The organism is Bacillus sp. MT94 (assembly GCF_058792475.1).
In genome coordinates, this window is record NZ_JBXAEZ010000007.1 from 201,378 (window position 1) to 216,559 (window position 15,182).

14 protein-coding genes and 1 pseudogene are annotated in these 15,182 nt (G+C 31.2%); 3 read left to right on the plus strand and 12 right to left on the minus strand.

Features of this window, described 5'->3' with window-relative positions:
- Positions 1-665 precede the first annotated feature (665 nt).
- Entirely contained in the window at positions 666-1,265 is a 600-nt protein-coding gene (locus AC1Q51_RS23340; RefSeq protein ID WP_492331755.1) for a hypothetical protein, read from the plus strand.
- A 271-nt stretch (positions 1,266-1,536) separates the two neighbouring features.
- Here the strand turns inward: AC1Q51_RS23340 and AC1Q51_RS23345 are convergent, their stop codons facing one another.
- From AC1Q51_RS23345 to AC1Q51_RS23375, 7 genes are all read right to left on the minus strand, one after another.
- Positions 1,537-2,217, minus strand: a complete 681-nt coding sequence (locus AC1Q51_RS23345) for an MAE_28990/MAE_18760 family HEPN-like nuclease (RefSeq protein ID WP_098577411.1) — start codon at positions 2,215-2,217, stop codon at positions 1,537-1,539.
- On the minus strand, positions 2,210-3,328 hold the full coding sequence (locus AC1Q51_RS23350) for a DUF262 domain-containing protein (RefSeq protein ID WP_098577412.1): 1,119 nt from the start codon (positions 3,326-3,328) through the stop codon (positions 2,210-2,212). The genes AC1Q51_RS23345 and AC1Q51_RS23350 overlap by 8 nt, the downstream gene beginning before the upstream one ends.
- Positions 3,329-3,351: 23 nt before the next feature.
- Positions 3,352-5,868: a BsuBI/PstI family type II restriction endonuclease gene (locus tag AC1Q51_RS23355; RefSeq protein ID WP_327906223.1), complete on the minus strand. Its 2,517-nt coding sequence runs from the start codon at positions 5,866-5,868 to the stop codon at positions 3,352-3,354.
- 48 nt (positions 5,869-5,916) lie between these two features.
- On the minus strand, positions 5,917-6,348 hold the full coding sequence (locus AC1Q51_RS23360; protein ID WP_180226271.1) for a GIY-YIG nuclease family protein: 432 nt from the start codon (positions 6,346-6,348) through the stop codon (positions 5,917-5,919).
- A gap of 371 nt (positions 6,349-6,719) precedes the next feature.
- The gene (locus tag AC1Q51_RS23365; RefSeq protein ID WP_492331756.1) at positions 6,720-8,288 is read right to left on the minus strand and encodes a recombinase family protein; all 1,569 of its coding nucleotides are present in this window, start codon (positions 8,286-8,288) and stop codon (positions 6,720-6,722) included.
- Entirely contained in the window at positions 8,285-9,739 is a 1,455-nt protein-coding gene (locus AC1Q51_RS23370; protein ID WP_492331757.1) for a recombinase family protein, read from the minus strand. Before AC1Q51_RS23370 ends, AC1Q51_RS23365 begins: the two co-directional genes overlap by 4 nt.
- Positions 9,740-9,794: 55 nt before the next feature.
- On the minus strand, positions 9,795-9,926 hold the full coding sequence (locus AC1Q51_RS23375; protein WP_257147204.1) for a hypothetical protein: 132 nt from the start codon (positions 9,924-9,926) through the stop codon (positions 9,795-9,797).
- Positions 9,927-9,966: 40 nt separating this feature from the next.
- Between AC1Q51_RS23375 and AC1Q51_RS23380 the strand changes: the two genes are divergently transcribed.
- Positions 9,967-10,344, plus strand: coding sequence for a helix-turn-helix domain-containing protein (locus tag AC1Q51_RS23380; protein WP_070174212.1), 378 nt, complete (start codon positions 9,967-9,969; stop codon positions 10,342-10,344).
- Between the two features lie 94 nt (positions 10,345-10,438).
- On the opposite strand, the gene AC1Q51_RS23385 is transcribed toward AC1Q51_RS23380, so the two are convergent.
- Complete coding sequence (locus AC1Q51_RS23385; protein WP_492331758.1) at positions 10,439-10,606, minus strand: hypothetical protein; 168 nt, start codon at positions 10,604-10,606, stop codon at positions 10,439-10,441.
- A gap of 123 nt (positions 10,607-10,729) precedes the next feature.
- Here AC1Q51_RS23385 and AC1Q51_RS23390 point away from each other — a divergent pair, with 123 nt between their 5' ends.
- Complete coding sequence (locus tag AC1Q51_RS23390) at positions 10,730-12,277, plus strand: recombinase family protein (protein WP_492331759.1); 1,548 nt, start codon at positions 10,730-10,732, stop codon at positions 12,275-12,277.
- Positions 12,278-12,688: 411 nt separating this feature from the next.
- Here the strand turns inward: AC1Q51_RS23390 and AC1Q51_RS23395 are convergent, their stop codons facing one another.
- From AC1Q51_RS23395 to AC1Q51_RS23410, 4 genes and pseudogenes are all read right to left on the minus strand, one after another.
- The gene (locus tag AC1Q51_RS23395; protein WP_492331760.1) at positions 12,689-13,342 is read right to left on the minus strand and encodes a serine hydrolase; all 654 of its coding nucleotides are present in this window, start codon (positions 13,340-13,342) and stop codon (positions 12,689-12,691) included.
- Positions 13,326-13,505 (minus strand): annotated as a pseudogene (locus tag AC1Q51_RS23400) (hypothetical protein); the annotation flags it as partial. The gene AC1Q51_RS23395 and the pseudogene AC1Q51_RS23400, both read right to left, overlap by 17 nt.
- A gap of 41 nt (positions 13,506-13,546) precedes the next feature.
- Complete coding sequence (locus AC1Q51_RS23405) at positions 13,547-13,780, minus strand: hypothetical protein (RefSeq protein ID WP_492331761.1); 234 nt, start codon at positions 13,778-13,780, stop codon at positions 13,547-13,549.
- 264 nt (positions 13,781-14,044) lie between these two features.
- Positions 14,045-15,157, minus strand: coding sequence for an MBL fold metallo-hydrolase (locus AC1Q51_RS23410; protein ID WP_492331762.1), 1,113 nt, complete (start codon positions 15,155-15,157; stop codon positions 14,045-14,047).
- Between the last annotated feature and the right edge of the window lie 25 nt (positions 15,158-15,182).

Below are 15,182 nucleotides of genomic sequence, written 5' to 3' on the forward strand. Positions count from 1 at the left end.
AACAAAAAAGGAATGATAACATGGGAAATACCCACAAAATTATAAGTATACTACTGAAATCATTACACAAACTAGTAACTATCATATTAACTGTTCTTATTTTTATCTTTTTGCTTATATTCAATCATACAAAAAAATATATACAACGCGAAAAATATGAAAATTTTGCTGTTTTATCGACTATTCTCTTAGCTCTTATTATACTAATTAACATTAATCTCCCACATAAAATTGCTCTATTTTTTTCTTATATAATCGTTCTAGTTTATTTTTACATTTTATTTCCCGTCTTATATAAATTATATACAAGGTTTCAAGGTACAATTACACTAAATTATTACAGTATAGATGCTGCAAACCAGGATTTAGGCTTCAGATTATCTTTATGTCTACAATCTTTATCAATATCATCTGGTGCACTACTTTTTATAACTATAATATTTTCTCATGAACTGACTTTTCTAATAACTAAAGAACTTAACTTTTTTCTGCAATTCATAAATTTGTTACTCTCAATTATCGTCATAATTTCTTTTATATTATGGCTCACTTTCAAATACACAACTATTCTGTCAACTTCGCTAATAATCGCAGTTTCTCCAATTGTCAGTGCATACTGTTTTATTTTAATTAGTGAAAGCGCTAGAACAGCTATAAAAACTTTCTTGAATATTCATTTTATATTTATAACTGACTTTTTATTAGGCATAGGTACAACCGTTATTTCTATCTTAATCCAAATTAGTATGGCTATGTTTCGTCCTCCATATAAATTAAAAGAAACACATCTTGCATTTACTATTATTAACAGTATTTATGTATTCGTTACATTAACTGTATTTATTTTTGTAAAAGGAATTTCTTCATTTATACATAATACGTTTTATCCTTATGCATCTGTAAATGAAATAAGTGAAGTAATTATTCAATTTATTAGAATTACCTCTTTTCCTTATGCATTTGGAGCAACTATCAGTATATTAGCAATCTCTATTAGACAATACAAACGTAATAAAAATGCTGAAGATATTTTCTTAGAGGTTATAGATATCTCGACAAAAAAAAATCTACTGTTATTATCTAGTTTTGAGAAAGAAGAACTTTATTCAAAAATAAAACAATGTTGTTTTGATGGCGGATTTCAATTTAAAGTACACTTCTATCAAAATGAAGCACTAAGAAACTTTATAGAAGAAATGGATAGCAAACAAAATAAGAATACTCCCCATCAAGAAACCAGAAGCTATGAAGCCAACTTTGATTGATCCCTTTCTCATGAAAGATCTTTCATCACGTGTAGTCAAAGCCAAACAAGAACCTAAAAGCCAAAATAAACAGGTAACTAATATTAACAAACTAGTAACCGTTATAAACAAAGCTAATATTATTAAATTAAGCACGTTGTTTTCCCCATCCTAAAAAAATATGTTTGGGTATATGGTAAAGTGTTGTACTGGTTTAATTAACTATGATGTACTCATTTTGTAAATAAAAAAATGAGTACATCATAAGGACGAAATAAATTATAATAAATTTCTACGAACTGACCTTTAAATAAGTTTTTTTTAACCCAGCATCAATTATTTGTTCTTTAAATTCATCCATAAGTTCTAAAATGATATGATATAATTCTTCAAAGTCCTTTTTTGCTTCATCATCATTATCTTTATCAACTAAATTTATATACTCTCCATGAGCTATAGCATTTCTCTTTTTTAAAAGCTTACGATCAATAATTTGCTTTTTCAATTCAAACTTTTCTACTTCAAGTCCTAAACTAAATAATATTTCTTTAAGTACGTCAAATTTCAAATTACTTTCAGTTGATATAATATCCTTGTCCATTTGTTTAACCTTGAAGCACTCGTTATCTTGATTGTTTATTTTATCTAATAAAGTTGCGAATTTAGTGGTTTTATTAGATTGCTTAACATCAATAATTGTCTTTTTTAAGTGCAAAACCAAAAAATTCTCTTGAAGCTCTGATACTTTACATTCTTGAGCATTGAGATATGCTAAATATTCTCGAGCTGCAATTTTTATGTATCCTTCCCAATGTGCATAAAGTAAGGAAATTCCAGCCCTTATTAAAGTATTAAGAACTTCTTCTTTGGAAGTATTAATATTTCCAGCAATAAGAGATAACTCTTTTTTTCTCCAAGCTAATTGTTTATCTAATGTCTCCTGAAGCTCCTCAAGTAAATACTGATTACTCATCTCCAAAGACTTCCTTGCTTAACTTAGAAAGTTTTTTGAAGCGATTTATAGGCCTTGTACCCGATTTAACAGCTTCTGCATAATCCTCCATATCATAAATACTTTTTATGATATTTTTAAGTTCCTCCTGTTGTTCTGCCGAATACTGAGATATTTTATCGATATTTTCACTTAAACCTGTAATAATAACTTCAAAAGCTGTAATAGATAATGCTCCATAAAATTTATTCTTTGTAGAATTGAACTTTTTAAAACTTTCCTCACCCAATATTTCTTTTAAAACCTCAAAAGTTTGGACAAAGATTTCCTTTTCCTTTTCTCGATTATACTCTTCATCTGCTATAATCTTTAACATACCATCAGTTATAAAGTCCCTTATATCTTCGTCACCTTTAATTGTTGTTGTATCTGTATATCTATAAACCAAGAATCTAATAATGTATTCCAGTTCCTCTTGTTCTGATAACTGCTTTTCCGTTAATGGTAAACAAACTTCAAAAGCAGGAATATCTTTCAATTCATTAATCCAATTATAAAATTCCTTATCTAACATAATCATTAGACAATTTCTAATTTCTTGCTCTGTGAGTGCTGTTCCTCCTGTATTCAATCTTTGGAATAACTCATACTTTGCATCCGCGTCACTACTTCTTTTTATTATGTTGATGTCCATTTTAGATCTTTTAAAATCAATCCTTTGTTCATCAGTAAATGAATTATCCGTATCCTCTGTATTATTCCACATTTTCCCGCCTAATGAAGGTAAGAATTTAGTCGCTTGTAAAACACTAGGTGGCACTGGCTTTTTCTCTTTGTCTTTTAAAACACCTGTAAATTCGAATATTGTAGAAAGCCTCTGAAGTCCATCAATAACATCCCAAACACCACCTTTACTTTGAGCAACAAAAATTGGTGGAATTGGTATTCCTAATAATATAGATTCAATAAATCTTGCTTTTTGAGAATCTGACCAACGAAAATAACGTTGAAAATCTGGTGTAATCTGTATTTCTTCCTCTTTATACATATTCATTAACTCACCAATTGACATCGAATAACTATCTGTTTGTATTTCTTTTGATTTCTTATCAATCTCTTCTTGTAATACCATTTCTCTTCTCTCCTTAAGACCTATTATAAGTATTTTCTTGGACCTAGAAATCTGTCCCCATTTAAATGCATCATATGCTCCGGTGCATCTGCAAACCATACTTCTGTATCCCAGGCGATATCATCCGCATACTTTTTAAAAGCGGACATATCCGGAAATGCAGTAACATATATACGACCTGCCGAACAACTTTCTAATATTTTCTCTAGTTCGTATAAACGTTTAGGTGAAACCGGCCCATGTGAAGTAACAGCCTCAATTAAAAATAACCAATTCCTTTTCCGATCATAAAGAACTACGTCTGGTAATTTATCATAACTAAAAGGTGGAATATTTAATTCCTCTAATTCCGGTGCTTTAATATATAAATATTCTTTTTCAGCATCGCCTAAGTATACAAGCTCTGAACCCGCAGCAAAGATAGCACCAAAATCCTCTACTATTTGCTTTTGCAAGACCTTATGTTCTCCGACTGATAGGCTTACAGCCTCTTCTTCACCGATTTTAACAGGAATACGTGTTGTGTTTCTTTTTTGTTCATACTTTTGAGATAACGTTGAAAATTGTTGCTTAAATTCTGTAACTTTCTCTAGCCATTGATTCGTTCCGTACGTCTTAACTACAGATAAAAATTCATCAGTTACAGCATAAACCGTATTCCCACTATGAGTAGGCCTAGAAGGATCATCCGGGTTTCTCTCAATTAAGTTTGCTTGCTCAAATTGATGAACTGTTTGTCTTCTTATTGCTTCTCTGCTATTAGGAGCATAGACCTGATCATAATTCTTAGCCATAAAATCCATTATATCTACAATACGAAGTAACCTTTTTTGAGCAGCACTCCATTCATCATCTTCTTTAATGTCTACTAGAGCTAGTAAACTCAATGCTGAACGCTTATTTTGTTGTTTTTTAGGTAATCCCAACTGCAGTAAGATACTTTTTGCCTGTTCTTCCTTATTCATTTCTCCCAACTCCAAATGTTCTTCTACATTCTGTTTTGTCTCATTTATAAATTCCTCTTCTAGTATTGCATCTACATCTGGATAACCTATTCTTTTTTTCAGAATATCCCTTCCTAATTTTACAATAAAGTCATATTCAGGAAAAGGTAAAGGTCTAATATCTGAAGCATTTACTTGTGTATTCCCATTAACAATCCTAAAGTACTGATCCACCAAATTTGAATTCAAGAACGCTGCTACTCCTAATGCCTCCACTTCAGATAAACCCTCATCAATTTTATAAATATAATTCAAATGATTCTCTAATCCCAACATTTTGAATGCGTATTTTTTTGCTAAATATGTTCCACAATCAATCCTCTTCTTCTGTTCTTTTGAAGTAAAACGCTTGAGTAATACATAGTTACTAGCTGGAACAACCAGCCTTTTTTCAATAGCCTCAAAAACTATGCCCTGATTGTTTTGTTCCAAAGGGAATGCAACTTCCAACTGCTTTAAATTTTTCATGTATAATAATGGATATGAATCCTTCTCATCGTAATCTTTAATATATTCTTTATGCCTAAAAGCCACTACAAGGCCTGTAGAAATATTCATATTCATTAATGTTAAGTTATTACTCCAATTATCAAATACTTGTAGTATTTTGGATTGTTCTTTATTTACTGGTAATCTAATCAAATTAATTTGATCAGTAGAATCTATAATAAGCGATTTATTAAACACTTCTTCACTATAGCTCTCTTGAATATTTAGACTTAAGGATGAACTTATAGTAATATAAGGGCGCTTTTCTTTTCTTTTAAATCCACTTAATATAATAGTCTCTTGTAAAACATTTTCACTCTTAAAGTTTCCTTTTCTTGATTCAAATAAATGAAAATGATCTGGATCTACACTCTTGAAAAAGAGATCCCTGAATCTTTCAAAATATGCACCCGAGCAATAACTTCTAGGAGTAATAAAAACCAATTGCCCTTCTTCAACTAGCAATTTTTCAGCAATAACCATAAACATAAAATAAATGTTTGGTTGCCCGTGTACATATTCCTTTAATATTTGTGAATATATATGGTTCTTATTTAATTTATAATAAGGGGGATTACTAATCACTAAGTCATATTTTTTCGTACTTTTTTCTTCATCCAAAAGGCAGGCTTCAAATAAATGCTTATGAACTAATATAAAATCTTCTGCATGCACCTTATAACTTAATTTATTCCCTTGCCTCTCCATCACACCTTTACACATTTCCATCGTTTCATATAAAAAAGGAAGTACTTTTTCATCATTCTCAAACAAATCTATTTCTAAATGAACATTTTTCTTCTTTTCCTTAACAATTCTGGCCACTAATGCTGCAGTCAGCATCCCTGTTCCACTACCTGGATCTAAAATCTTTATATTACTTTTTTTAAAATTGACCCTCTCTGCCATAAATTCTGCAACTAAGCTGGATGTAAAGTATTGTCCTATCTCCTTTTTCTTCTTAGCTGCTGAAATCTCATTTACATTAATTGATGCTTTTTCTACAAACCTCAATACATCGCTACTGTCAATTAACTCGCTACTCATTATATACACCCACTCTAGATTAGTAATTCAAAGGTCAGTCTTAGATGTTTAGTTTCTTTTTCCTCTCTCTGGCTCTACATAATAAGCATCAAAAGCAAACGTAAACAAACATTCCAGTTTCCCACGTATCTTATGATTATCTTGTACAATGATAAACTGAACATAACACCGCTTTTTTAAAAATTCTTTAGCACTTTTCAAATCGATCACTTCATTCCTAGAAGGATCCTCAATTAGATATTTCTTCAAGCGCGCTGTACTTAAATTACCTTGTAAATGATTTGTATAAATCCGCCTTTGTAAATTTAAGGTTCTTCCAACGTATAGAACTGTATCATCTATTTTATCCTTTATAATATAAACGCCTGAATCACTAGGAAGTTGACTTGGCTTTAATCCATTAAACATAATCCTATTACTTCTCTGAATTTTCTCTATGTACTTTGTCCCCATTAATAATTTACTCTGAATGTCGCTCATAAATTCCCTCCACCAAAACATATCAGTAACTGATATATCAGTTACTGATATGCTAATGCATTAACTTTAAATTGTCAACACACTAAAAATGAGCTAAATAACCGAGTAATGTGAAATTTAAACCTTTTCAATCCACCTAATTGCCGAATATGTTTATTTCTCTAAACTACTGCCCATAATGGTAAACAAAGACAAAACCTTATGCCTTAAGAGATAGGCTCTTTTTCAAGAATATCAAACTCGGTGATTAGGTAGATATGGTATACCACTCTATCCTAATTACCGAGTAGCAAAAGAATTTTCATCTACAGTTCAGCCCAAATACCGATACATCAATAACAAAAAAAACAGCCACCAATGTGATAGCTGTTTTACAAAATTAAGCTGATTTGATTTTTTACATCACGCTTTGAAAAATCGGTTCGTAACTGTAATGAAATATCATATTCTTTACGCTTTTTATTTTCTTTAATGGATACAGATTGAATGAGTGGTAATAAAAATCGTCTTTTATCCATATCGCTTATTTCTTGAAGCTTGACATCATCTTGAAATACTTCATTCAAAGTATGTAACCATGTTTCTTTGCTTTTATCAACTTTTTCTTTGAGGGTGATTTGCTGTTTAAAGTCATTGATTTGTTGTGTGACTTCCTCTAGCTTTCGCTGTACATCCAAGCGATAAATTGCTAACGACTTCAAAAAACGTTTATCATCGTTATTTTTCATACGCTGTTTGAGTTCTTCTGTAATATTGTGAAGTTTGATGGTGTAGTTTTCGAAGAGACGCTTATGCTTTTGAATATTGTTATTCAATTCTTGTATCTCATACTGAATTTTTTGTTCTATCGCATGATACACATTATGAAATCCACTTATTTTCACATCAGTAAGTGTTTGATTCACTACTTTATCATGGAGGAGGTCTGCATCTATTCTTAATTTGCAGTTAGAACAGAAATAAATTTTCCCTCCATACTTTTTATTTGTAGAACTTACTGTTTGTTGATTCTTTGTTTTCATTAGTTCCTGGCACCTTTCACAAGAAAGCAGCCCTTGCAAAAGAAAACTTGTTTTGTAATGTTTAGGAACCATGTTGCCATTACGTTTTTCTGAATAAATAAGCCAACATGCTTCCCATGTCGTTCGTGAAATGATTGGTTTTACATAGTGGTTTGGTGCTTCAATCCAAATATCCCTTGCATTTCGTTTTCCATCTGTTTGTCGGCGCCATGATAATAAACCACAATAAAAAGGATTAAGTACAATCGCCTTTACATTCTCTTTTCCCCAATCTTTTCCGCGGCGGGAACCGTTAGGGAATGTATTAGCAATATACTGAAACCCATGACCATTTACATATAAATTGAAGATTTCTTTTACATAGCAAAGCTCTTCGGGGTGTTCTATAAACTGCCCACTATTCTTATCATATGTGTAACCAAACGGCGGCTTACCACCAAGCCATTTCCCTTGTTTTGCTTTGTTTTCTAGACCTGATCGTGTTCTGGCGATAATGGTGTCAACTTCATATTTGGTAAAACCATCTTCCATAAGTTGCACAATCAAGTCAGTATCAGTATTGTACACACTCTCGGTTGAACTAATAATGATGGGAATATCTAGTGTCTTCATGACAATACGTATCGTTTGATGCTCAAGTGGATCTCTAGCCAAACGATCACTTTTATAAACAATGACAAAATCAAATTCTTTTCTTTTTGCCGCTTCGAACATATTTTCAAGTTCTTTCCTACTTGTAATTTTATTTTTACGAGCGGAAACAGCCTTATCAAGAAAAGAATGAGTATGAATGCAATCATATTTGCGAATCAATTCCATAACGGAATTCAATTGCATATCCATATCTTGTTTATCCGTAGAATGACGGCCATAAAAAGCAGCCTTCATATTTGGTTGTACTATATGAGAGAGCTTCATGATGTTAACACCTCTTGAGCACGTAAGAATGGGTGTTTAAAAACAATTTCGCAGTTCTTTCCGTCAGTTTTAATTTGTTGTATTAAATCTTGAAAAAAGGAACCTAACTGTCGATTCTCCTTTATCTCTTCATAGGACAACGACATAGAGGATTGATAATTACTTATCTTTTCACGTAATTGCTTTACATCATTTAATTCCTGTGTTACCTGTTCTTTTTGTTTTTTATATTTTGCCAGCTCATCATACAGCGCCATAATTTCGACTTCTTTCTGATCCTTATAAGGCGCATCAGTTTCGTGATACCACGTATCTATTTTTGTAATTAACTTTTCATTCATAAGCTGGATTTTCTCTTCAATGGTTTGTATTTTCTGTTGTATTTGTTTTTTAGCATTTTGTTCATATCGATCGAATAGTTCATGAAAATGGGAAGTAAGTAAGCTATCAAAATATTCCTTACAGCGTTCAAAGATTAATGGTTCAATTGTACTCTTCAGAACATAAACCGCATAATGATTTAAACATTTATACTTTAAATTTTCTTTTTTTCTGGCCTTTACTTTTTGTAATGATTCATTACATTTCGAACAAATTAATAAGTCTTGCAATGGATATAACACTTGTTCGAATACATAATCTTGATGAGTCTTTTTGGGATATAAGATGGTGACAATACTACATGCTTTTTCCCATATATTCTTATCAATAATGGAAAGTCTTTCATATTTACTAGTAACATCTTCACCAAAAATATTCATAGTACGCAATCCAATATATGTCGGGTTTAATACAATTTTTCTTATATCGGCCGAAGTCCAAGACTTACCATTTTCTTTCAAGCCTAATACACTACAAAGCTCTTTCAAGGATTCATATTTTCCCGATACAAGTTCTTCATAAATCCTTTTAACAATTTGTACTTGCTTATCAACCAATTCAATTTCTTTCGTTTCTTTATTCCATTTGAACCCATACGGAAGATGTCCTGGGTTTTTTCCACTTTGGAAATTTGACTTTAATGTTTGCTTTAAACGTTCAATAATTTGTTCACCTTCACGTTGGGCCATACCCGCCATAATTAATTCAAGATATTCACCAATTGGTGTGTAGTACATTGGTGGCTCATTCGGTGCAGTTAAAATAACATTTATTTTCTTGTTTCTTAGTATTTGATAAATTTCATAATACTCCATCACATTTCGAGCTAGTCGATCTCGCTTAAATACAAATAAGGTTCTGACATCGTTGTTGTTGATATCTTGTAATAATTTCTGTAGAGCTGGACGTTTTTTTAAACTGACTTTTCGGGCTGATACCGCTTCATCAATATATTCTTCATCGATAATCAATGCCATATCAATGGAGCGAGTAAGAACTGAATTTTGTTGCATTTCGATTGAGTTTTCCTGAGAATCAATTGAACTTCTATAATATGCAACGGTTTTCAATTCAGGACCTCCTCTCATGATGTTCTATTTACACTGTATGTATCAAAAATAGCAGCTAGTCCTTTTTAATTGCTTTAACTAATTCTTTTTCAACAATCTTGATATACGCTTCAAACCATTTTTGAGCTGATTCTGGATCATGAACATAACTTACTGATGTAATTGTAATTTTCTTTCGCTTATTCATTTTATGTATTCCTTTCAATAAACCCATGGAGGTTAGTCTTATGATAAATGAAATTGGTAAACACATTCGTACACTACGTACTCAAAAAGGCATTGGACTAAACACCTTTGCAAAACAGCTGGGTGTATCACCAGCTTATTTAAGTAATCTTGAAACAGGAAAGACGGGTACCATTCAACTTTCATTATTACAAAAACTACAAGATGAACTTCACCTCATTACAATAGATAATTCATCCTTAACTCTAGATGAAACAAAATATAGAATTGCTCGCGCAAGCACCCTACTACATAACTTGATACAACAGGATAAAGCACTTGGATATTACTTATTAGAAACTCTAGAAAAAGGTATTGATCTATCTCAAGCTTCACCTATCTTCCATAACAATGATCAAGATTATTATTTACAGAACTAAAAAAGCTATTCACAATAAAAAACAATTATTTATGTTAATGAATAATTTAACGAAAAAAGAAGAGCATATCTCTTAATGAAAGAGAATGCTCTTTTTATTTTTCATCTTCTTGGCAGTTGACTGCCGCTTCAACTATAGATCTTAAAATTGGATTTTTCTTTTCCCACTCTTGTTGAAACCATTCTTTTTGTTCTTCTTTTTCCATTGATGCAAGCAATGAATGAATAATAACTTTTGTATTACCAAATTGAAATTCTTTCATCATATCCCCCCCTTGCATTATATGTATGCAAGGCAGAAAAAAAGACGAACTATTACTTTCATAGGACAAGCTAGCCATACATATTTATAACAATAATAATAGACAAGCTGGTAGGTGAAACTAATGTACCGTCCACAAGAACTTGATGTATTCATTTATTTACGTAAGAGTCGAAAAGACCTTGAAGAAGAGAAAAAGGCGATGGAACACGGGCAACATTATGATACACTTGAACGTCATCGTACTCAGTTATTAGAACTCGCTCACAAAGAGCATCATAATATCATTGATATTTTAGAAGAAGTTGTTTCTGGTGAATATATATCTGAAAGACCTATGATGCAAAAACTTCTTCGCGAAGTGGAAACCGGCATCGCTGATGCAGTATTGGTGATGGATCTAGATCGCCTTGGCCGCGGCGATATGGTAGATCAAGGAACAATTTATCGTGTGTTTCGCTATTCAGAGACATTCATTATTACTCCAACAGAAATTATTGATCCCAATGATGAAAATCAAGAGTTGACCTTTAGTATAAAATCTTTAATTGCTCGAGAAGAATTAAAAACAATCGTTAAACGTATGCAGCGTGGTAGAAGGGTTTCTGCAAAAGAAGGAAAATCTATCTCTCGCGTACCAGCTTATGGATACTTACGAGATAATAACCTAAAACTTTATCCTGATCCTGAAAAGAGTTGGGTGATACCAAGAATTTTTGAATTAATGGCGAATGGAATGGGAAGACAGGCAATCGCCCAAGAATTGGATAGGTTAAGTATCCCCCCTCCTGAAGGTAAATATTGGAACCCTTCAACTATCTCCTCTATTACAAAAAACGAAGTATATCTTGGTCACATTATTTGGGGGAAAATACGTTATACCAAACAAAATGGAAAGTACATTCGTAAAAAAGTACCGAAGGAAAAATGGCAACGACACGACCATGCTCATACTCCACTTGTATCAGAAGAGTTATTTCAAAAAGCCAATATAGCTCATAGCAAACGTTGGAGACCTCCAACAATCAAAACAAAAAAACTTTCCAATCCATTAGCAGGCATCTTATTATGCAAACTATGTGGTCATTCCATGCTTTATCAACCGCGAAAAGATCGCCCTAATCCTCAAGTCCGTTGTGTACAGCCATCATGTAAAGGTGTTCAAAAAGGAGCCTCCTTAGCACTTGTTGAACAGCGTATACTGGATGGATTAAAGCAAATCATCGAGAGTTTTGAGATACAAGAAAACATGGTACAAAAAAAGAAACCTAAAAATAATATTCAGCTACACCAAAAAGCTCTCGAAAAAAAAGAGCAACAAATTAATGATTTACAAAAGCAAAAAAATAAACTCCATGATTTATTGGAGAAGGGTGTATACGATATTGAGACTTTTTTAGAACGACAAAGCTCGATTGTAATACGTTTAAAATCTACCCAAGAAGAAATTAAACAACTTGAACATGAGATTAAAAGTACATTAAAAAGAGAAAAACATATAAATGAGTTTGTACCCAAAATTAAAAATGTATTGGACGCATACCATGCGACTGAAGACATAGAAAAGAAAAACCGTCTTCTTAAGTCAGTGCTTGAAAAGGCAACATACTTGAGAAAAAAAAGATGGCAAAGAAAAGATGAATTTGTAGTGGAATTATATACTCGGATATAAAAAGAGTATTTAGCACACTCTTTTTTCTTAATTTTATACAATTTGCTTATTACAACTAAGATTACTCTAATTTGCAAATAACTTTTTATGTTTTCTTTAACTCATACTACTTTTACTACATTAATTTCCATATCGATCCAATGTAACTATACTAACTCTAGATATTAAAAAATGAAAATATAAAATATGAGTAAGCAATAGATAAAGTAACCAATAATTTAATATATTAATACCTACAACAAAATTAAATCAAATTATTTATTTGTAATTACTGTTCATTGTAAGTCCTACCTTTAAACAGATTTTACCACCTTAAATAGCACAACTTTTCAGTTGTCCATATATCTAGAAACCTATAAAAAATCCCTTCAGAAGAACTGAAAGGATTTTTTGTTCATATAATCTGTATCCTTAGTAATTACTCATTATTATTCTTCCTATTTTTTGTAGAATCTCTTCAAGGTGACACCATTCAACTTCTGTATCTATAGTTTCCATCAGTCCTATTACAATAATCTTTCTATCTTCAAATTCGAAATATCCTATATCATTACACACCCCATCAAGACCACCAGTCATATGATACCAATTATAGTGTCCTTTTAACTTAAAACCATCTTCATCATTTTGTTGTTCTAAGCTCTTTATAATCAAATGTTTAGAGCTACTTTTCAAAAGTTCTCCTTCCAATAAAAGTGACAAGATTGCGCTTATTCCATTAGGAGTGCCCAAGTTATTGACTTTGTCTTTATTATCATTATCAACTTTTATTTCTATATTTAACTCTGCAAGTCGATTGTTTATTTCCTCACTTGATATTTTCTCCAATAATCGTTTATAAGAACTACCACAATGCTTACTGATTACATTAAAAATATCTTCTTTTTTTATATTTACATTTTTAGCTAAAGCGAAAATAGCTGTGATTAATTTTGAAACACTAGCTAATGGAAACCAGTCATTTTCATTTATAACTATTTGCTCTTTTGTTTTAGTATCTAGTAAATAAAATCCTAATTTAACATTTGACGGTACTAACTGTGTGATCTCACTTTTTAAAATCATTCCTCTCTCCTATTACACCTTCTATTTTTTTACGCATTGTATAAATACAATATTTTTTCTTCACACAAGTGTTTTTTTCAGTTTTTTCTAATTTAATTGAAAGTCGAGCAATAAGCTCTAAACTATTACCATCAGTATCATCAAAATAAACTGCTATATGGGCTTAGTTTGGAAATACACTTGATTCCGTTTCAAAAACTTTCATCACTGTAGTTCCTTGATTTCTTCTTCAGAATAAGATTTAATTATATTTCCATCTCTATCATGGGCTTTCCTAGGTGATTTCCCATCATTAATTAATGTTTTTCGTGGTTGTTCATTATTTAACGTTTCTTTAGTATGAGATTCAAGATTGTCCACAAATGCTGTGCTAGTAGGCGATAATAAAGATGTAGAGAATTCCAGTACAGAAACTTTAGACAAATATTTTCTTTGCATAAATAGCCTCCTCATATATTATTAGTATAACACTTCCATCACAACTCACAAATATTGTATATATTATTTTTTCTGAACCTTCAAATAATCATTCAATTTAGGGATTCAGTGCATTATAGCGATTTTTTTAATTAATCTATATTCTAAATCCACACAGTGTCCCCAGTTCTACTATATATAGAAAGAATATTCGAATAATAAACTCTGTTCTAAAGGCTTAACTAGATAGTGTCCATATTACTATACTGACACCGCATTTATATTTTAGAGACCGAATTGTACTGCACAACGATTAGGTCCACTTTCAAATTCCTTATATTCCTCTTCAGATACTTCTATACCTCCTTTATTTATATTTCTTATCATTTTGTATTTATTAGGCGGACTAGGCAATCTACTTTTAATAAACTCATTAAAAGAATTAATATTACCAGTGATATTATTATCATAAAGAAAATTAATATCTTTAATTTTCTTACATATTAAACCAAATTTATCAATCTCATCTATAGAAGTAAAGTGTGACGGAAAAACAACTATATCATTTGAAAAGGTTGATAATATATTCTTAATGGAATAAAATAAATCAGAAACTTGTTCCTCAACTTTTCCCGCTAAATCTGGCCTCCCTATAGAATTTGTAAACAATGTATCTCCTGTAATCATAAAAATATCATTAAGTACTAATGATACACTACCTGTGGTATGACCTGGAGTAGATATCACCCTAATTTTAACATCATTTAAATAAAAGGTATTTCCTTCTATTAAAGGTTGATATTTTAAATTTACGTCTTCCATAGGATTAATCCAGTAACTAATATTCTCATATTTAGAAAATAAAACTCCTCCTGATATATGATCAGCATGTAAATGTGTATCAAGTACATGCTCAATTCTGACATTCTTTGATTTAGCAAAAGCCATATACATATCTATATTATATCCAGGATCAACTAATAACATTGTTGTATCAGAAACCATAGCATAAGAAATGCAGCCCTTTCCAATTCGAATAAACTGATATAGTTCTACTGTATTAGATAGGTCTGTTACTTTAGATATTATATAATGTTTCTCCCATCCAGACATGCCACCATCTAAGTATCTTGATTTAATACCTTTTTCTTTTAATTTGTTACATAGAATCTGAGCAGTAATACCTCTTTGGCAGACAATAATTGGTTCCTCATTAATAAAAGGTATTTCATTCAGAGCAGACTCATTTTTAATTAACGAAAAAGGAATATTTATAGAACTAATATTGTCTCCTTCAATTCTCCATTCTTTATAATCTGACTCCGCTCTAATATCAACAATAAACATTTTTTGATTGTCTCTTATTTTATTAAAAAAATCTTCAATTTTTATAATCAAACTCGTGCATCCCCCTTAAAATTTC

Coding starts and splice junctions, on each gene's coding strand:
- AC1Q51_RS23385 (WP_492331758.1), bottom strand. CDS start 10,606: ATGAAAGAATTTCAATTTGGTAATACAAAAGTTATTATTCATTCATTG.
- AC1Q51_RS23355 (WP_327906223.1), bottom strand. CDS start 5,868: ATGAGTAGCGAGTTAATTGACAGTAGCGATGTATTGAGGTTTGTAGAA.
- AC1Q51_RS23360 (WP_180226271.1), bottom strand. CDS start 6,348: ATGAGCGACATTCAGAGTAAATTATTAATGGGGACAAAGTACATAGAG.
- AC1Q51_RS23345 (WP_098577411.1), bottom strand. CDS start 2,217: ATGAGTAATCAGTATTTACTTGAGGAGCTTCAGGAGACATTAGATAAA.
- AC1Q51_RS23390 (WP_492331759.1), top strand. CDS start 10,730: ATGTACCGTCCACAAGAACTTGATGTATTCATTTATTTACGTAAGAGT.
- AC1Q51_RS23395 (WP_492331760.1), bottom strand. CDS start 13,342: ATGATTTTAAAAAGTGAGATCACACAGTTAGTACCGTCAAATGTTAAA.
- AC1Q51_RS23380 (WP_070174212.1), top strand. CDS start 9,967: ATGATAAATGAAATTGGTAAACACATTCGTACACTACGTACTCAAAAA.
- AC1Q51_RS23375 (WP_257147204.1), bottom strand. CDS start 9,926: ATGAATAAGCGAAAGAAAATTACAATTACATCAGTAAGTTATGTTCAT.
- AC1Q51_RS23365 (WP_492331756.1), bottom strand. CDS start 8,288: ATGAAGCTCTCTCATATAGTACAACCAAATATGAAGGCTGCTTTTTAT.
- AC1Q51_RS23405 (WP_492331761.1), bottom strand. CDS start 13,780: ATGCAAAGAAAATATTTGTCTAAAGTTTCTGTACTGGAATTCTCTACA.
- AC1Q51_RS23350 (WP_098577412.1), bottom strand. CDS start 3,328: ATGGTATTACAAGAAGAGATTGATAAGAAATCAAAAGAAATACAAACA.